The sequence below is a fragment of the Komagataeibacter sp. SM21 genome, assembly GCF_041402665.1.
GTDB lineage: Bacteria > Pseudomonadota > Alphaproteobacteria > Acetobacterales > Acetobacteraceae > Komagataeibacter > Komagataeibacter saccharivorans.
Window position 1 is genome coordinate 380,808 of sequence record NZ_JBGLOV010000001.1, and the last position, 19,084, is coordinate 399,891.

Below are 19,084 nucleotides of genomic sequence, written 5' to 3' on the forward strand. Positions count from 1 at the left end.
AATGTATGGGGCTGGATGTGACGGGCGGTGGGGGTTTCCGCCGTTCGGCGGTCATAGATCTTGGATCTAACTCCGTCCGGCTTGTGGTGTTTGATGGTATCTCACGCAACCCGATGCCCATCTTCAATGAAAAGGTGGTGTTGCGGCTCGGGCGCGGCCTGAATGCTACGGGGAGGCTGAATGAAGAGGCTCTGCCACTGGCGATGGAAGTCATGGCCCGCTTCAACGCCATCGCGCGCGGGATGGAAGCAAGCCCGTTCGAGGTGCTGGCCACAGCCGCCGTGCGCGATGCCAGCAACGGGCCGGAATTCGTGGCGGGCCTGAAATCGCGCCTGCCCGGCGTGCCGATCCGCATACTGAGCGGGGAGGAGGAAGCCGATTATTCCGCTACCGGCGTGCTGTGCGGCATACCGGACGCCAATGGGCTGGTCGCGGATATCGGCGGGGGGTCGCTGGAACTGATCCGGCTGGAAAATGGGCGCAAGCTTGATGCCTGCACCCTGCCGCTGGGGGTGATCCGGCTGAATGAACGGGCCGATGGCGATCTGGCCCGTGCCCGCGCGCTGACGGATGAAGACCTGTCGGGCGTGGACTGGCTGGATGAGGTGAAGGGGCAGAACCTGTATCTGGTGGGCGGCGCTTTCCGCGCGCTGGCGCGCATGCAGATCGTGCGCACGGCCTATCCGCTCAATATCGTGCATCTCTACCATCTTGGGCCGGATACGGCGCGGGAGATGGCGGACTGGATCATCAGCGCGGGCAAGCGTTCGCTTGAACGCCTGCCGGGCGTGCCGCGTAAACGGCTGGAAGATGCGCCTTTCGCCGCGACCGTTCTGCGTCGGCTCATGCGGCGCACGCAGTCCACGGGGCTGGTCTTCTGCGTCGATGGGCTGCGCGAAGGGTGGTACATGCGCAATGTGGCGGCCAGCGTGGCGGGAAATGACCCGCAGGACGCGGTCGCGCGCGAAATGTGCGGCATGCTTGGCCGCAGCATGACCCTGCCGGAACGGCTGGCGGACTGGACCGTCCCGCTTTTCCCGGACGAACGCGAAGATTTCGCCCGCCTGCGTGGCGTTGCATGCTGGCTGTCGGATGTGGGTGCGCATGACCACCCCGAATACCGGGCGGAACAGACCTATCTGCGTATCCTGCGCATGCAGGGCGTGGGGTACACCCATCAGGCGCGGGCCTTCCTGTCGCTGACGCTTGCAGTACGGTACGGGGCCGACCTGTCGGTGGCCTATCTGCAGCCATCGCGCCAACTGCTCGATCAGGATGATTTTGCCCGCGCCGTGGTGTTGGGGCAGGCGTTGCGGCTGGCCTATACCGTAAGCGGCGGGACCGAGGGACTGCTGGATGGCACGCGGCTGGAATGTGAAGGGGGCATCCTGTCCCTTCATTTCGCGCCGGGGCGTGACGTGGTGCAGGGTGAAAGCGTGCGCCGCAGGCTGGAACGGCTGGGCAATGCGATGGGCATGGCGGTCAGGATACGCGACCACTGAAGCGATGCGCCCCTTGGGCGGGGTGTGATTGCGGGTAGCAGCGGGACAGGCGGAACATGGGCATACGACACGGACACACGCGCGACCTGCTGCTGGTTCGTGGCGGCACGGTGGTCACCGGGCAGGCATCGCTGTGCGTGGACGTGCTGTGCGGCGGTGTGGGGGAAATCCTTGCCGTAGGTCCCGATCTGGAGGTGCCATCGGGCTGCGCCGTGGTGGATGCGGGTGGCCTGCTGGTCCTGCCGGGCGGTGTCGATCCCCGAACGGGCATTGGTGCGGATGAAGCCGGCTTTGCCCGTACCGTTGAAGCGCTGGCGGGTGGGACGACCACAATCCTTGACGTGATGCGACCCGACGGTGGCGATCTGGTTGCGGCATGGCGCGACTGGCGGCATGCGGCCCGTGGCGCGCATACCGATGTCGGGCTGCATATGGATCTGCCCGGTTATAAGGCGTCCGTGTCCCGCACCATGGAAGAACTGGTGACGTGTCACGGCGTCAATTCCTTCGTGCTGTCCATGATGCGCGGTCGGGAGGATCGCGATATCCTGCAACTGGCCGGTCATGCGGCAGGGCTGGGCGCGCTCAGTCTGATCGAGGCGCAGAATGCGCAGGCGATCGCCTGCCTGCGTGATGAACTGGAACAGGCCGGTATCAGTGGCAGCGAGGCCTGTCCCTTATACGCCCCGCCACCGGTCGAGGCCGAAGCGACCGCGCGCGCCATCATGCTGGCCGGACTGCGCGGCGCGCCGGTGCAGGTTGGCCCGGTTTCCACGACCCAGTCCGTCGCGGCCCTTGCCGGTGCCCGGTTGTGCGGCCAGCGCGTGGAAGGTCATGTGCTGGCCGCCCATCTGGTCATTGATGAAGCCGTCTATGATCCTGAAGGCGATGCAGGGCATGAGCGTTACATAACCATTCCGCCATTCAGGGACATGGCCCATCGCCGTGCGCTGTGGGGGGCGCTGGTATCGGGGAATGTGGGTATGGTGGCCAGCGGCTTTTCCCCCGGCGGACGTGACGGACTGGATGCGGGGCTGGCCGAACGGATGCGCGTGGTCTGGCAGCATGGCGTGCGTTCGGGCGTGCTGACGGTGGAGGAATTCGTGGCCGTTACAGCCGAAGCCCCGGCCCGCGCCTTCAATATCTATCCGCGCAAGGGGGCGATCATGCCCGGTGCGGATGCCGATCTGGTATTATGGGACCCGGAGGCGGAGGAACGATGCCCGCCGGACGCGGACAGTCTTTATGCCGGGATCATGCTGGGCGGTCGTGCCGTGCAGGTGGTGCGCGGCGGTATGACGGTGTGGAAAAACGGTGATGTGCAGCCCGGTGGCGGATACGGGGCCTATGTGCCGCGTCCCGCCTTCCGTTCCACGCTGTCCACGCATATGCGACAGGCGAGCCGGCTGTCGCTACGTGACGGGAATATATAGGGTCCAATACAGTAATGGCTTTTGGCTTCCCTTTAACCGGGGTGACAATGTAAGACTGGGTCCCATATATTATAAATAACACCATGAAATGGCTGTTCCGGCTGTCTGCCTTGAGGGGGGTGAGGCAGTCCTGTGGCCACGCTTAGAGGGAACAGAATTGACGGGGACCAGACACGACGTTCGTTTCTATGTTGGAAACGAATATCATACGTTGGCGGATATCGCGCCGACACGCACGCTGCTGGACTGGCTGCGTGAAGACCGTGGCCTGACCGGCACCAAGGAAGGCTGTAACGAAGGCGATTGCGGGGCCTGCACGGTACTCGTGGTCAGGCTGGAAGGAGACCGGCTGGTCTGGCGGGCGGTCAATGCCTGCATCCAGTTTGTCGCCATGCTGGATGGTGCGCAGGTACTGACGATCGAGGACATGCGCGCCCCGGATGGCAGCCTGCACCCGGTCCAGCAGGCCATGGTGGACCAGCATGGGTCGCAATGCGGCTTCTGCACGCCGGGTTTCGTCATGTCGATGGTGGCCGGGCGCAAGGCAGACGGGCTGGCGCAGGACGAACATGGCATTGACGACATGCTGGCGGGCAACCTGTGCCGCTGTACGGGGTATGCGCCCATCGTGCGCGCCATGCGGCAGGCCATGCAGGCCGGTCCCGATCATTTCGACGCCATGGCGCAGGACATGGCCGACCGTCTGCGCCGCCTGCGCGACGGGGCCACGGTCGATATCAGCGGGCCGACAGGCCGCCTGACCATTCCGGCCACTGCCGATGCGCTGGCCAGCACGCTGCTCGCCAGTCCCGATGCGCGCATTGTGGCCGGGGCAACCGATGTCGGGCTGTGGGTGACAAAGGGGCTGCGCGTGCTGCCGCATATCGTCCCCATTGGCGGCATTGCCGATCTGCGCCGGATCGAGCGCGGGCCGGACGCCCTGTATATCGGGGCCGCCGTAACGTGGCAGGAAGCCCGTGCGGCCCTGACTGAAATACTGCCCCAGCCGGATGATGAGGTCATCCGCCGCATCGGCTCGGTGCAGGTGCGTAACGCCGGGACGGTATGCGGCAATATCGCCAACGGATCGCCCATCGGTGATGGACCGCCGGTCCTGATCGCGGCGGGTGCGCGTCTGCACCTGCGTCGTGGCGATGTGCGGCGCACCATCGCGCTGGAAGACTTCTTCATTGATTATGGCAGGCAGGACCGTGCGCCGGGCGAGTTTGTGGAAGGGGTGAGCATTCCCGTGCCCGGACCGCAGACCGTTATCCGGGCATGGAAAATCTCCAAGCGGTTCGATCAGGACATTTCCGCCATCCTTGGCGCGTTTTCCCTGACGATCGCCCCCGATGGCACCATTGAAAATGCCCGCGTGGCATTTGGCGGCATGGCGGCGACACCGCGCCGCGCCAGCCGCACGGAAGCAGCGCTGGTGGGTCGCAAATGGGATGAAACCACGCTGGAAGCCGCCCGTCAGGCGATTGCACAGGATTTTGCCCCCATTACCGATATGCGTGCCAGTGACTGGTACCGCCGTACGGTCGCCGCCAACCTGCTGACACGGCTTTACGCCGATTGCGGGCCGGATGCGGCACGCGCGCCGATCAGTGTGCGCACGGCCTGCAAAGCTGCCGGAGAACACGCCCATGGCTGATGGAAACAGCTTCGTCACGCCCGTCGCGGGCGATGGTATCGTGCCGGGCGGGGCCACCCGCAGCCTGCGCCATGAAAGTGCGGCCATGCATGTGCAGGGCAGCGCGAACTATATCGACGACCTGCCCGAACCCCGCGGCACGCTGCATCTGGTGCCGGGGCTGAGCACGCGCGCCCATGCCCGCATCCTATCCATGGACCTGAATGCGGTCAGGCAGGCTGAAGGCGTGGTGGGGGTCTATACCGCCGCCGATATTCCGGGCGATAACCAGATCAGCCCGGTGGGCAAGGGCGATGAACCGCTGCTGGCGTCCGATCTGGTGTCGTTCTACGGCCAGCCCCTGTTTGTCGTTGCCGCGACGACACGGGGTGCTGCCCGTCGCGCCGCCCGTCTGGCGCAGGTGGAATATGAAGACCTGCCTGCCATACTGGACGTGGCACAGGCTCGTGCGGCCGGTAGCCCGATGGTGTGGCGGCCAATGGAAATGAAGCGTGGCGACGCGCTGGCCGGTCTGGCCCATGCACCGCGCAGGCTTTCGGGCCGTATTACCGTGGGCGGGCAGGAACATTTCTATCTGGAAGGGCAGATCGCCCTTGCCACGCCGGGGGAGGAGGGGGAGATGACCGTCATTTCCTCCACCCAGCATCCGACCGAAACCCAGCACATGATCGCCCATGTTCTCGATCGTCCCGCCAACCTCATCACGACCGAGGTGCGGCGCATGGGCGGCGGCTTCGGTGGCAAGGAAACGCAGGCCAATGCCTGCGCCTGCCTTGCGGCGCTGGTGGCGGACCGGACCGGACGCGCGGCCAAGATGCGTCTGGACCGCGACGACGACATGACGATGACCGGCAAGCGGCATGATTTCGTCATTGATTACGATGTCGGCTTTACCGATGAAGGGCGCATCCTTGCGGTGGACATGCTGCTGGCCGCGCGTTGCGGCTGGTCCGCCGACCTGTCCGGCCCGGTCATCGACCGTGCCCTGTTCCATGCCGATAACGCCTATTTCTATCCCGATGTGCGGCTGCGTTCCGAACCGCTGCGCACCAATACGCAGTCCAACACCGCCTATCGCGGTTTTGGCGGCCCGCAGGGCGTGGTCGCGGCGGAACGGGTGATCGAGGAAGTGGCCTTCGCCACCGGCCTTGATCCGCTGGAAGTGCGGCTGCGCAACGTATACGGCACGCATGACCGCAACGTGACGCCCTATAACATGGTGGTCGAGGACTCGATCAGCGCCGAACTGGTGCCCGAACTGGCCCGGCGCTGCCATTACGCGGCGCGGCGCGCGGCCACGCGGGCTTTCAATGCGGCCAGCCCCTATCTGCGGCGGGGCATCGCGCTGACGCCGGTGAAGTTCGGCATCTCCTTTACCGCCACCCATTACAATCAGGCTGGCGCGCTGGTTCACGTCTATACCGATGGCTCGGTTCAGGTGAACCATGGCGGCACCGAAATGGGGCAGGGACTGCATACCAAGATGGTGCAGGTCGCCATGCGGGAATTCGGCCTTGGCACGGATCAGGTCCGCATCACCGCCACCACCACGGGCAAGGTGCCCAATACATCCGCCACCGCAGCGTCCAGCGGGGCGGACCTTAACGGCATGGCGGTGCTGGACGCCGTGCGGCGCATCAAGCGCAGGCTGGTTGAATTCGCCGCTGCCCACTGGAACGTGGGCGAGGACGAGGTGCGCTTCGCGCCTGATGGCGTGCATGTGGGCAGCAAGGTCATCGCGTTTTCGCATCTGACACGGCAGGCCTATTTTGCGCGTGTGTCGATGTCGGCCAACGGGTTTTACAAGACGCCCAAGATCTCATGGAACGGTGATACGGGGCAGGGTCGTCCCTTCTACTATTTCGCATATGGCGCTGCCTGTTCGGAGGTCGTGATCGACCTGCTGACGGGCGAGACCAAGATCGAGCGTGTCGATATCCTGCACGATGCCGGACAGTCGCTTAACCCGGCGCTGGACATTGGCCAGATCGAGGGGGGCTTCGTGCAGGGTGCGGGCTGGCTGACATGCGAGGAACTGGTATGGGACCGCAATGGCCGCCTGCGCACGCATGCGCCCAGCACCTACAAGATCCCGGCCTGTTCGGATCGTCCGCGCATATTCAATGTGGAACTGCTGGAAAACACGCCGAACCGCGAACACACCATTTTCCGGTCCAAGGCGGTGGGCGAACCGCCCTTCGTGCATGGGGTTTCGGTGTTCATGGCCATTTCCGATGCGCTGGCCAGTCTGGATAACTATCGCACCTGTCCCGGACTGGACGCCCCCGCCACACCGGAAATGATCCTGCGCACGGCGGAGCGCATGCGCCACGGCAGCGTGCCTGCCTGACCCGTCATGAACATGACAATGCGTGCGGATCTGGAGCGGTGGCGGCATGAAGGCCAGCCCATCGCCCGGATACGCGTGTCGGCCGCGCGGGGGTCAACCCCGCGGGAGGCTGGCACTTTCATGCTGGTCACACCCACGGCCCAGACCGGCACGATCGGGGGCGGCGATCTGGAATGGAACGGTATTCAGGCCGCCCGCGACCTGCTGGCCCATGGCGGCAGCCCTGTTGACCTGCCGGTCAGTCTGGGCGGCCATTCGGGTCAGTGCTGCGGGGGGGAGGTGGTGCTTACCCTTGACGTGCCCGATGCCGGTGCGCTGGACGGGATCATGACGGCGCTGGAATGCGAACGTCACCGCCAACCGCTGCTGCTGCTGTTCGGGGCGGGCCATGTCGGGCGTGCGCTGGCGCATGTGCTGGCCCCGCTGCCGCTACGGCTGGCATGGTGCGATTCGCGGCCCGAGGAATTCGGTGCCGTCATCCCCCCCGGTGTGGAGGTGCATGATGACGGAAACTGGGAACGGCTGGTTGCCACCGCCCCGCCGGGATCGGGCGCGCTGGTCCTGACACAGAGCCACGCCCTTGACAGCCTGATTGTTGCGTCCATCCTCGAACGCGGGGATTTCCGGTATGTCGGGCTGATCGGCTCACACACCAAGCGCCGCCGGTTTGAAGCGGGCTTTCGTCAGATCGGCCTGCCGGAGGAGCGGATCGCCACCATGATCTGTCCGATCGGGGACAGGGGCGTCCGTGACAAGCGGCCTCCGGTCATCGCGGCACTGGTGGCGGCAGAAATTATCACGCATTTCCTGCACCCTGCGTGCCGGGATGGTGAGGGAGACGGGGTGACCAGACCAGATGAATGATCCGCTAGCCCGTACGCCGCGCATGATGCGCCTGCATGCGCGTGGCATTTCGTATTTCAACGCCGTGCGGGAATGCCGTTCCATACGCGAGGCGGCGCGGCGGCTTAACGTCACGCCATCCGCCCTGACACGCCAGCTTGCCCAGATGGAAGCGGAAATCGGCGCGCCTCTGTTCGACCGCCTGCCTGATGGCATGGTGCTGACGGAAGTGGGCACGATCATGGCCCGCCATATCGTAACGGTCATGCAGGACGCCGCGCGGACGGAAGAACAGATCAACGCCCTGTCGGGCCGTCATGACGGGCGGCTGCGCATCATGGCGGTGGAAGGGATCGCGGGCCAGCTCCTGCCTGCCCTGCTCGAACGCATCATTTCCGCCTATCCCGCCGTTGAACTGCATGTGGAGGTGGGGGCGCCCAAAACCATCGTATCGGCCCTGCAGGACGGACGGGTGGATCTTGGCATCGCCTTTTCGCTGGCCCTGTATCCCGAACTGCGGCGCGTGGCGGTGGCGCATTTTCCCGTGGGTGCGGTGGTGCGCGCCGATCATCCGCTGGCGCATCTGCGCACCGTCACCATCGAGGAATGCGTGGCCTACCGCCTGATCCTGCCCACGCGCACCCTGTCGCTTTACCGCGTCATGGAACCCATGCTGCGGTCGTGGCAGGACCGGCTGAACGTGGTGTTGCATACCGGGTCGATCGAGCTGACCAACCGCATGGTGCAGGCGGGGGTGGGGCTGGCGTTTCAGTCGCCGCTGGCCGTGGGCGTGGGACCGGGACACGATACCCTGCGGCACGTCCCGCTGCGTGACACGCGCGCGGTGACCGATCTGGGGGCCTATGTGCGCGAATCCCGCTGGCTGCCTCCGCTGCTGGAGACGGTAATCGAGGAACTGCGCCAGGAACTGCGCCGTGTGCAGGGTGTCAGCGACGAGCGCGTTGTCTGACCCTCGTTGCGTTTTTGGCAACGGAACGATGAAATCATTATACTAGACGAAACACCCCCCGCCCTGATTAGATTTCCCCATCACGGTGCGGTTGGGGGATATCCGTTATGGCGTCGGGGGACGTCAGACGGGACTGCATCAATAAACGAAAAATACAGACGGGGATCCGCATATGGACACCAACACGCAGGCAATAGCCGGGGGGCTTGCAGCACTGGATGCGGCAGTGCGACGGGATCTGGAAATCATCCGGTATCCCCGCAAGGAATGGATACCTCCCACGGAGCGCGACGGCCAACGCGTGCTGGATGTGGCCATTATCGGCGCAGGGCAGGGTGGTCTTGCCACTGCATTCGCGCTCAAGCGCAGCAATATCACCAATGTCCGTATTTTCGACCGTGCCGGCCGGGGTGGGGAAGGCCCGTGGGTGACGTTCGCGCGTATGATCACGCTGCGTACGCCCAAATACGTGACCGGCCCGGACCTTGGCGTGCCGTCGCTTACGCCGCGTTCATGGTACGAAGCCCGTTATGGCGCCAAGGCATGGGAAGAACTGGACAAGATTCCCCGTGACGACTGGCAGGCCTATCTGGACTGGTATCGCGATATCCTCGACCTGCCGGTTGCAAACGATCACGAATTCACCGGCGTTACATGGGATGATGGCCTGCTGCGTCTGTCCTTCCGCCGCCCCGATGGATCGACCCATGTGCATTATGCGCGCAAGCTGGTGCTGGCCACCGGCATCGAGGGCTGTGGTGCGTGGCATGTGCCCGACTTCATCCGCGATACCCTGCCGCGTGACCGTTATGTCCATACATCCGAAGCCATCGATTTCGCAGCCCTGAAGGGCAAGCGCATTGGCGTGCTGGGTGCTGGTGCATCGGCGTTCGATAACGCGGCGACAGCGCTGGAACAGGGTGCGGGCAGTGTCACGCTGTGCCTGCGGCGTAAGGAAATCCCGTCCATCAACCCGTATCGCTGGATGGAGAACACCGGCTTCCTCGCATATTATCCCGCCCTGTCGGATGAACTGCGTTGGGGCTTCATGCGCCGGATTTTCGATCTGAACCAGCCGCCGCCGCAGGATACGTTCTGGCGTTGCCGTCGTCACAAATCCTTTTCCTTCCGCACTGGCTGTCCGTGGACGGGCGTGCGCATGGATGGCGACGAGATCGTGGTCGAATCACCCACCGGCGAAATGCGATTCGATTTCGTAATCATCGGCACCGGCTTTGCGACCGATCTGTCGCTGCGGCCCGAAACGAAATCCTTCGCGCCGTCCGTAGCACTATGGGGTGAGCGGTATACCGCGCCGGCCGGTTCGGAAAGTGCTGTGCTGGAAAGCTACCCGTATCTGGGTGATTCCTATCAGTTCCAGCCGCGCCGCGCGGATGACCCGCTGGCGCCGATGCTGGCCAACATCCACAACTTCACGTTCTCGGCCACGCCCAGCATGGGGCTTTCCGGCGCGTCCATCAGCGGCATGCGCTTTGGCGTGGAACGTCTGGTGCGCGGGCTTGGGCGTGACCTGTACGTAGCGGATGGCAGGCAGCATCTGGAAAGTCTGCTGGCCTATGACGTGCCGGAACTGGTCAGCCTTGACCCGCCTGTTGCATGATACGTCCCGGGTAGATCTATCCATTCGGGAGAAAGTGAACAGATGAGCAGCGCAGCAAGCGTTTCACCTTCCGCGCCGGGAACACCCGGCGCGGCGGGGCATGATGACCGCAAGGTTCCCCCCGTGGCCGATATGGCGCGTATTATCGGCCTGTCGATACCGGCGGCCTGCCTGCCCGATGTCGTGGCGAATACGGCCCTGCTGCAGGGTTATGCCGACCTGTTGGGCGGGTTTGCGCTGCCCGATGACTGTGAACCCGCCTACGAGTACACACCATGAGCGTCGTGACATGCTCCCGCGGGGCCGCGCTGGCCATCGCGGCGGATGTGCGCGCGGGCCGTCGCAGTGCTGTATCGGTCGTGACGGGCGTGATCGCGGATATGGAAATCCGCGATACGCGCTTTAACAGTGTCACGCGCATCCTCGGTGCCGCCGCCGTGGCGCAGGCCGAGGAAGTGGACCGGGCGGTAGCGGCGGGCAAGGACCCCGGCCCGCTGGCTGGCGTGCCCTTTGGCGTGAAAGACCTGTTCGACGTGCGTGGCGAAGTCACCACGGCAGGCTCCATCGTGCTGCGTGACAACCTGCCCGCCACGGCGGACGCCACGGTCGTCGCACGCCTGCGTGCGGCAGGCGCGGTTCCGGTCGCCACGCTGAACATGGATGAGTTCGCCTACGGCTTTTCCACCGAAAATGCCCATAGCGGCACAACCCGTAACCCGCATGATCCGGCCCGTCTGGCCGGTGGTTCATCAGGCGGGTCGGCGGCGTCCGTCGCGGCGGGGATGCTGCCCTTTACGCTGGGGTCGGACACCAATGGCTCCATCCGTGTGCCGTCTTCGCTGTGCGGGGTGTGGGGCCTGAAGCCGACCTATGGCCGGATGCCCCTGAAGGGCGTTTACCCGTTTGTCGCAAGCCTTGATGTCGTGGGTCCGATGGCCAGCACGGTCGAGGACCTGCAGGCCGTCTACAGCATCATGGCCGGTGCGCCGCCGCTTGCGCTGCCGGATGTGGGTGATGTGCGCGTGGCGCGGCTGGGTGGCTGGTTCGCCAGTAATATCAGTCCTGAACTGACGGCGGGCATTGATGCGGTCATGGCCCATCTGGGGCGTGATCGGGTGATCGAACTGCCCGAGGTCGCGCGTGCGCGGGCCTCCGCTTTCCTTATCAGTGCGGCGGAGGGGGGCAACCTGCACCTGCCGCGCCTGCGCCGCCGCGCCATGCAGTATGACCCGGCAACACGGGGCCGCCTTATGGCCGGGGCCATGCTGCCCGCTGCCACTTTCGTGCAGGCCCAGCGTTTCCGTCGGTGGTTCCGTGAACAGGTCCACGCCGCCCTTGCGCAGGCGGATGTGTTCATAGCGCCCGCGACGGTCGGGGTTGCGCCGCGTATCGACCAGCCTACCATCACGCTGGATGGCAAGACTGTGTCCGCCCGCGCCAATCTGGGCATTTTCACCCAGCCGATCAGCCTTACGGGGCTGCCGGTGCTGGCGGCGCCGCTGGCGGGTGATGGCCTGCCGCTGGGCATCCAGCTTATCGGCAGGCCGGGTGGCGAGGACAGGCTGTTCGCGGTGGCAGGTGAACTGCAACGTGTCGGCTTGGCGCGCTGCCAGCCACTGGATGCGGGTTACGCCCGAAAGGATAGCGGATGCTGAATACGCCGCGTTCATGCCGGGGGATGGTGACATCCCCGCACCATCTGGCCAGTCAGGCCGGGCTGGATGTGCTCAAGGCCGGTGGTACCGCGCTGGAAGCCGCCGTTGCGACGGCGGCGGCGCTGGCTGTCGTCTATCCGCATATGACCGGGATCGGTGGCGATGCGTTCTGGCTGACCATGTGGCCCGATGGGCGGGTGGAAACCATCGATGCCTGCGGCGCTGCGGCGCAGCGGGCCGATGCCGGTTTTTACCATGCCGCCGGGCTTGATGCGATTCCCTGGCGTGGGCCGCTTGCGGCCAATACGGTCGCGGGCACGGTATCGGGATGGGATATGGCGCTGGCGTGGAGCCATGAAGTGGCCCCCGGCCTGCCGCTGGGCCGCGTGCTGCGCGATGCGATATACTATGCTGAACAGGGCGTGCCCGTTACCGCCAGCGCTGCAGACATCACGCGTGAAAAGGCCGGTGAACTGAAGGATGTGCCCGGTTTCCGGGACCTGTTCATGCCCGGTGGCCGCCTGCCGCAGGTAGGTGACATCCTGCACAATCCCCGTCTGGCCGGGACATTGCGGCAACTGGCTGATGAAGGACTGTCCAGCTTCTACCATGGTACGGTTGCGCGTGAACTGGCCGCCGACCTGCGCGATCTGGGCAGCCCGCTTGCGCTGGCCGACCTGCAGGCGCACAAGGCCAGTCACCAGCCAGCACTCCATGCCCGTATCCACGGGGCTGACCTGTTCAACATGGCCCCGCCCACGCAGGGCGTCGCATCGCTGCTGATCCTTGCGCTGTTTGACCGGCTCAAGGCCGCGAAGGCGGATGATTTCGATTACCTGCATGGTCTGGTCGAAGCCACCAAGCAGGCGTTCCGCTACCGTGATACGCATGTGGGCGATCCCGCCTACATGACGGTGCAGGCACAGGACATTCTTGATGACCGCAAGGCGCTTGATCGCATGGCGCATGCCATTGATCCGGCGCATGCGGCCCCGTGGCCGTGGCCATCGCAGGCAGGCGATACGGTGTGGCTGGGTGTGATCGATTCCGACGGTCTGGCCGTCAGCATGATCCAGAGCCTGTATTTCGAATATGGTTCGGGCATCGTGCTGCCGCGCACCGGCGTTGTCTGGCAGAACCGTGGCACCAGCTTTGGCCTTGATCCCGAAGGGTGGAATGGCCTGCGCCCCGGTCGCAAGCCGTTTCATACCCTCAACCCTGCAGGTGCGCGTTTCGATGACGGACGCACCATGGTGTACGGCACCATGGGCGGGGAAGGACAGCCACAGACGCAGGCCGCCATCTTCAGCCGTTACGCGCGGTATGGCGTGCCGTTGCAAGAGGCTGTTACCGCCCCGCGCTGGCTGCTGGGCCGTACGTGGGGCGAGACGAGCGTCAGCCTGAAATATGAAGACCGCTTCGATCCGGCGGTCATCGCGCGCATGCAGGCGGCGGGCCACCAGATGGAACGCGTCGAGCCGTTTTCATCCAGGATGGGACATGCGGGCGCGCTTGTGCGTCATGCGTCCGGCCTGCTGGAAGGGGCAACCGATCCCCGCAGCGATGGATGCGTGGCGGCATGGTAGAGGAGACAGTCTGTATGGACCGACCATCCGGCGCACGCGCGGTCGCGCGTTGCACCGAACTGGGCCGCGCGCCGTATTCCCAGATGGAGGACGGCCTGTTCCGTCCCTATCTCGGCCCGTCCTACCGCGCGACCTGCGACCGGCTGGCGGAATGGATGACGCAGGCGGGCATGACCACCCGCATGGATGCGGCGGGTAACCTGATCGGCCGTTACGAAGGGTTGACCCCCGATGCCCCGTCGCTGCTGATCGGTTCGCATATCGACAGCGTGCGTGATGGCGGTTTTTTCGATGGCATGCTGGGCGTCATCCTCGGGATTGAGGCGGTGGGCCATTTCGCACGGGCGGGAAAGCGCTTTCCCTTCGCGCTGGAAGTCATCGGTTTTGGTGACGAGGAAGGTTCACGCTTTCCCTCCGGCATGCTCACCTCCCATGCCGTAGCGGGCGTGCTGGAAGCGCCCGACCCGGATATGCCCGACTGGGCGGAAACCGCGACACTGGCCACCGCCTTGCAGGAATTCGGGCTGGATGCCGGGCGCATGCACGAAGCATCGCGCCAAGGCGATCCTGTCCTGGCCTATGTCGAGGCGCATATAGAACAGGGGCCGGTTCTGGAATCGGAAGGCCGCGCCCTGGGCGTGGTCAGCGCCATCGCGGCCCAGCACCGCTATCGCGTCACGTATCGTGGCATGGCGGGCCATGCCGGAACGGTGGCCATGCCCCTGCGCCGCGACGCGCTGGCGGGTACGGCGGAAGTCATTCTTGCCGCCGAACGCATTGCGCGCGCGGGCACGGACGGTCTGGTGGCCACGGTCGGTTCGCTGCATGTCATGCCGGGGGCCGCAAATGTGGTGCCGGGGGAAGTGGTGTTCACCGTCGATGTCCGTGCCGGCACCAACGCGGTGCGCGACCGGGCAGCGGAAGAAATCCTCGCCGTAATCCGGCAGGTTGCGGCACGGCGCGATCTGGAACTCGACATTGCCCTGCAGCAGGATCTGGACGCCACGCCCTGCGATTCTGTGCTGACGGAACTTATGGAACAGGCGGTGGGCGATGTCAGCGGTGCGCCCGCGCGCCTGCTGGTCAGCGGTGCCGGGCATGATGCGATGATCATGGCGCATCTGGCCCCGGTATCCATGCTGTTCATCCGCTGTGCAGGCGGGATCAGCCACAACCCGGCCGAATCCGTAACAGATGCGGACACGGACGAAGCCCTGCGCGCGATGACCACTTTTATCGGACTTTTTGAGAGACGTTTCGGATGACCCAGACATTTTACGGCCAGATCAACCCTCCCGCCCGGCTGCTGATGGGGCCGGGACCGGTCAACGCGCATCCGCGCGTACTGCGCGCCATGGCGGCCGACATGCTGGGCCAGTTCGACCCCGAAATGACGGGTTACATGAACCAGACGATGGACCTCTACCGTCAGGTTTTCATGACCGCAAACCGCTGGACCTTCCTTGTGGACGGCACGGCCCGCGCCGGGATCGAGGCGGCGCTGGTCTCGCTGGTCGAACCGGGGATGAAACTGCTTGTGGTGCGGGCGGGCCGCTTCGGGCTGCTCCTGTCCGAAATCGCTGCGCGCATCGGGGCGGAAATCGTAACGCTGGACATCCCGTGGGGCGAGGTCGCAACCCCTGAACAGATCGAGGACGCGATCATCACCCACCGCCCGCATGTGCTGGCCTGCATCCATGGCGATACCTCCACCACCATGGCCCAGCCGCTCGATGGCGTGGGCGCGCTGTGCCGTAAATATGACGTGCTGTCCTATGTTGATGCCACGGCGACGCTGGGCGGCATGGCGGTTGCGACCGACCGCTGGGGCGTGGACGTGGTCAGCGGCGGCCTGCAGAAGTGCATGGGCGGGCCGCCGGGTTCCGCGCCGATTACCGTATCAGACCGGGCGGCGGCGCATATCTTCTCGCGCCGCCATGTCGAAGCCGGTATCCGGGGCAGCGACACCACCGATGGCGCGCGGGCGCGCATTCCGTCGAACTATCTCGATCTGGCGATGATCATGGATTACTGGTCCGAAAAGCGCCTCAACCACCATACCGAGGCCACCAGCATGCTCTACGCCGCGCGTGAAGCCGCGCGCATCATGGTGGAGGAAGGGCTGGAAAACCGCTTTGCCCGCCATGCCAGCGCATCGCGCGCGATGTGCGCGGGGCTGCGTGCGATGGGTCTGGAACTGTTTGGCAGCGACGCGCACCGCATGACCAACGTGACGGGCGTGTACATTCCCGCCAGCGTCGATGGCGAACGGGTGCGCGGCCGCATGCGCGAGGATTTTGAAATCGAGATCGGCACCGCCTTCGGCCCGCTGCAGGGCAAGGTCTGGCGCATCGGGGCCATGGGCTACAATGCCGAGAAGTCGAAGGTGCTGCTCACCCTCGGCGCGCTCGAAGCCGTGCTGCGTCAGGAGGGCCATGCCTTTACCGCGGGCGCAGGCGTGGATGCGGCGCTTGCCGCCTACAGCGCATGATGAAGGGAGATCACGCCAGTATGTCGCAAGATGCCTATCCGCGTGACCTTGTGGGTTACGCGGGCAACCCGCCGGATGCAAAATGGCCCGGCGGCGCACGGATCGCGGTCCAGTTCGTTATCAATTATGAAGAGGGGGCCGAGAATTCGGTCCTGCACGGGGATCGTGGCTCGGAAGCGTTCCTGTCGGAAATGGTTGGCGCGCAGTCCATCATCGGTGCGCGCGCGATCGCGATGGAAAGCCTGTATGAATACGGATCGCGCGCCGGGTTCTGGCGCCTGCACCGCATCTTTACCCAGCGTCGCCAGCCGCTGACGGTGTTCGGGGTGGCTGCCGCCATGGCGCGCAATCCCGCAGCCGTTGCGGCAATGAAGGATGCAGGTTGGGAAATCGCATCGCATGGGCTGCGCTGGATCGATTACCAGAACGTGCCCGAAGCGGTGGAACGCGCGCATATCGCGGAATGTATCGCCCTGCATACGAAGCTGACCGGTTCGCGCCCGCTGGGGTGGTATCAGGGGCGTACCAGTCCCAATACCGCCCGCCTGATCGCGGAGGAGGGGGGATTTGTCTATGACGCGGATTCCTACGCCGATGACCTGCCTTATTACGACCGCAGCAACGGGCGCGCGCAACTGATCGTGCCCTACACGCTGGACGTGAACGACATGCGGTTCGTGGCGCTCAACGGCTTTACCGAAGGCGAGCAGTTCTTCAACTACCTGCGCGATACCTTCGATGAACTGTATGAGGAAGGGGCCGACAGACCTCGCATGATGTCCGTGGGCCTGCATTGCCGTGTTGCGGGCCGTCCCGGTCGTGCGCGGGCCGTGGCGCGTTTCCTTGACTACATTGCAGCCCGCGAGAAGGTCTGGGTTGCAACGCGGCTGGACATTGCGCGGCACTGGCAGGAAGTACACCCGGCATGAGCAGCGTGATGGATCGGGTGAATGCGTTTTCCGCAGTGCGGTTCGTGGAAATGTTCGGCCCGCTATATGAACATTCCCCCTGGATCGCCCAGCGTGCCTACGCCCATGCGCCTTTTGCCGATGTGCAGGCCATGCAGGCCGCGATGCGCGCGGAACTGGACCGCGCGGATGACGCGGAAAAGATGGCGCTGATCCGCGCCCATCCCGAACTGGCGCAGCGCATGGGCGTGGACCCGACGCTGACATCCGCTTCCGCCGCCGAACAGGCTTCCGCCGGGCTGGACCGGCTGACACCGGAAGAATTTACCCGGTTCCGCGCTCTGAACGATGCTTATGCCGCCAGATTCGGTATTCCGTTCATCATATGCGTGCGCCGGTCGGACAAGGCGGGCATCCTGAACGGGATACAGACACGGCTGGAAAACACGCCGGAAGTGGAACAGCAGACGGCGCTGGCGGAAATTAACAAGATCGCAGCACTCCGTCTTGCGGATGTGCTTGAGCGGATGGAGCATGAGGCATGAGCACACTGTCCACCCACGTCCTTGATCTCGTATCCGGCAAACCTGCCGCCGGGATGGCGATCAGCCTGTGGGCGGGGCAGGACTGCCTGTTCCGTGGCGTAACCAACGCGGATGGGCGCTGCCCCGAACTCAGCCAGCATACGGGCGAGATGGCGGCAGGGTCCTACCGGCTGGAATTCGCCGTGGCTGATTACTTCCGCGCGCGCGATGTGGCGCTGTCCGATCCGCCATTCCTTGATGTCGTGCCCATCGCCTTTGGCATGGCGCAGGTTCCGGCGGGGGAGAAGGGCGGCCATTATCATGTGCCGCTGCTGGTTTCGCCCTACGGGTTCTCGACCTATCGCGGTAGCTGACAGCCCGCGTTGCGATCCATGAAAAAAGGGCCGTGGCATGATCTGCCACGGCCCTTTTTTCATATCCTGCGGCGGACCGGCCGCCGCAGGGGCAGGCTGGATCAGACCAGTGCCTGCTTCAGCGCCGCCGTAAGGTCGGTCGTGCTGGCCTTGCCGCCAAGGTCGCCCGTGCGCACCGCGCCGGATGTGATGACCTTCTCGATGGCCTTGTCGATGCGGGTGGCCAGATCCTGACGGCCCACATGCGCCAGCATCATGTTCGCGGCCAGCAGCAGGGAGGTCGGGTTGGCCTTGTTCTGGCCTGCGATGTCGGGTGCGGAACCATGCACGGCTTCGAACACGGCAGCCTTTTCGCCAATGTTGGCGCCGGGCGCGAGACCAAGGCCGCCCACAAGACCCGCCGTCAGGTCGGACAGGATATCGCCGAACAGATTGGTGGTGACGATGCAGTCATACTGCCACGGATCGGTCACAAGCTGCATGGCGCAGGCATCGACGATGCGCTCGTTCACTTCCACGCGGCCTTCATATTCCTTGGCGACCTTGCGGCCTTCTTCCAGGAACAGGCCGGTCAGCAGCTTCAGGATGTTGGCCTTGTGCACCAGGGTCACGCGCTTGCGGTTGTTCTTGACCGCGTATTCGAAGGCGTAACGGACAATGCGGTTGCATTCCGCGCGCGTGGTGTAGCCCGCGCTGGTGGCGATGGCATGCGGGTCGCCGCCACAGGGAATGTAGTTTTCCATCGCCGCGTAATACCCTTCAAGGTTTTCGCGGAAGATGACGAGGTTGATGTTCTCGAACCGGCCGCCGGGCACGATGGTCTTTGTGGGGCGGACATTTGCGAACAGGCCGAACTCCTGACGCAGTGTGACGTTGATGGACTTGAAGCCACCGCCGACGGGGGTCGTCAGCGGGCCCTTGAGCGCAAGGCCGGTGCGGTGGATGCTTTCGATCGTTTCCTTGGGCAGCGGGCTGCCGGTGGCGTCAAGGGCCGCCATGCCGGCAAGGGCCTTTTCCCATTTGAAGGGGGCGCCAACGGTGTCCAGAATTTCGGTAACGGAGGTGACAATTTCAGGTCCGATCCCATCGCCGGGGATCAGGGTGGCGGGAATTGTTTTTTCTGCTGACATTCTCGAACGTCTCCCATTTTACTTGCTACTGAAATTTATT

General features: G+C 64.6%; 16 protein-coding genes. 15 read left to right on the plus strand and 1 reads right to left on the minus strand.

Annotation, left to right across the window (positions count from 1 at the left end; genetic code table 11):
- The first annotated feature begins 5 nt into the window (after nt 1-5).
- The 15 genes from ACBR42_RS01660 to uraH all read left to right on the plus strand — a co-directional run bounded on the left by ACBR42_RS01660 (nt 6) and on the right by uraH (nt 17,914).
- On the plus strand, nt 6-1,502 hold the full coding sequence (locus tag ACBR42_RS01660; RefSeq protein ID WP_371207123.1) for a Ppx/GppA family phosphatase: 1,497 nt from the start codon (nt 6-8) through the stop codon (nt 1,500-1,502).
- 56 nt (nt 1,503-1,558) lie between these two features.
- Entirely contained in the window at nt 1,559-2,935 is a 1,377-nt protein-coding gene (locus tag ACBR42_RS01665) for an amidohydrolase family protein (protein ID WP_371207124.1), read from the plus strand.
- A 157-nt stretch (nt 2,936-3,092) separates the two neighbouring features.
- On the plus strand, nt 3,093-4,592 hold the full coding sequence (gene xdhA, locus ACBR42_RS01670) for a xanthine dehydrogenase small subunit (protein WP_371207125.1): 1,500 nt from the start codon (nt 3,093-3,095) through the stop codon (nt 4,590-4,592).
- Nucleotides 4,585-6,942, plus strand: a complete 2,358-nt coding sequence (gene xdhB, locus ACBR42_RS01675; RefSeq protein ID WP_371207126.1) for a xanthine dehydrogenase molybdopterin binding subunit — start codon at nt 4,585-4,587, stop codon at nt 6,940-6,942. Before xdhA ends, xdhB begins: the two co-directional genes overlap by 8 nt.
- Nucleotides 6,943-6,948: 6 nt before the next feature.
- Nucleotides 6,949-7,806, plus strand: coding sequence for a xanthine dehydrogenase accessory protein XdhC (xdhC, locus tag ACBR42_RS01680; RefSeq protein ID WP_371207127.1), 858 nt, complete (start codon nt 6,949-6,951; stop codon nt 7,804-7,806).
- Entirely contained in the window at nt 7,799-8,755 is a 957-nt protein-coding gene (locus ACBR42_RS01685) for a LysR family transcriptional regulator (protein ID WP_102324495.1), read from the plus strand. Before xdhC ends, ACBR42_RS01685 begins: the two co-directional genes overlap by 8 nt.
- 172 nt (nt 8,756-8,927) lie before the next feature.
- Complete coding sequence (locus ACBR42_RS01690) at nt 8,928-10,376, plus strand: SidA/IucD/PvdA family monooxygenase (protein WP_371207128.1); 1,449 nt, start codon at nt 8,928-8,930, stop codon at nt 10,374-10,376.
- 42 nt (nt 10,377-10,418) lie between these two features.
- Nucleotides 10,419-10,655: a DUF4089 domain-containing protein gene (locus ACBR42_RS01695; RefSeq protein ID WP_102324493.1), complete on the plus strand. Its 237-nt coding sequence runs from the start codon at nt 10,419-10,421 to the stop codon at nt 10,653-10,655.
- A complete protein-coding gene (locus ACBR42_RS01700) occupies nt 10,652-12,031 on the plus strand; it encodes an AtzE family amidohydrolase (protein WP_371207129.1) in 1,380 nt (459 codons plus the stop codon). Before ACBR42_RS01695 ends, ACBR42_RS01700 begins: the two co-directional genes overlap by 4 nt.
- Nucleotides 12,025-13,617, plus strand: coding sequence for a gamma-glutamyltransferase family protein (locus ACBR42_RS01705; protein WP_371207130.1), 1,593 nt, complete (start codon nt 12,025-12,027; stop codon nt 13,615-13,617). The genes ACBR42_RS01700 and ACBR42_RS01705 overlap by 7 nt, the downstream gene beginning before the upstream one ends.
- A gap of 14 nt (nt 13,618-13,631) precedes the next feature.
- Nucleotides 13,632-14,882 carry an allantoate amidohydrolase gene (locus ACBR42_RS01710; protein ID WP_371207131.1) on the plus strand — a complete coding sequence of 417 codons (1,251 nt, stop codon included), beginning with the start codon at nt 13,632-13,634 and terminating at the stop codon, nt 14,880-14,882.
- Complete coding sequence (locus ACBR42_RS01715; RefSeq protein WP_118962396.1) at nt 14,879-16,108, plus strand: alanine--glyoxylate aminotransferase family protein; 1,230 nt, start codon at nt 14,879-14,881, stop codon at nt 16,106-16,108. Before ACBR42_RS01710 ends, ACBR42_RS01715 begins: the two co-directional genes overlap by 4 nt.
- Before the next feature lie 20 nt (nt 16,109-16,128).
- A complete protein-coding gene (gene puuE, locus ACBR42_RS01720; protein WP_110548128.1) occupies nt 16,129-17,037 on the plus strand; it encodes an allantoinase PuuE in 909 nt (302 codons plus the stop codon).
- Nucleotides 17,034-17,561 (plus strand): 2-oxo-4-hydroxy-4-carboxy-5-ureidoimidazoline decarboxylase, encoded by a 528-nt coding sequence (gene uraD, locus ACBR42_RS01725; protein WP_371207132.1) that lies wholly within the window; start codon nt 17,034-17,036, stop codon nt 17,559-17,561. The genes puuE and uraD overlap by 4 nt, the downstream gene beginning before the upstream one ends.
- Nucleotides 17,558-17,914 carry a hydroxyisourate hydrolase gene (uraH, locus tag ACBR42_RS01730; RefSeq protein WP_102324487.1) on the plus strand — a complete coding sequence of 119 codons (357 nt, stop codon included), beginning with the start codon at nt 17,558-17,560 and terminating at the stop codon, nt 17,912-17,914. Before uraD ends, uraH begins: the two co-directional genes overlap by 4 nt.
- Nucleotides 17,915-18,015: 101 nt before the next feature.
- Here the strand turns inward: uraH and ACBR42_RS01735 are convergent, their stop codons facing one another.
- Nucleotides 18,016-19,044 carry an isocitrate/isopropylmalate dehydrogenase family protein gene (locus tag ACBR42_RS01735; protein ID WP_102324486.1) on the minus strand — a complete coding sequence of 343 codons (1,029 nt, stop codon included), beginning with the start codon at nt 19,042-19,044 and terminating at the stop codon, nt 18,016-18,018.
- Nucleotides 19,045-19,084: the final 40 nt, after the last annotated feature.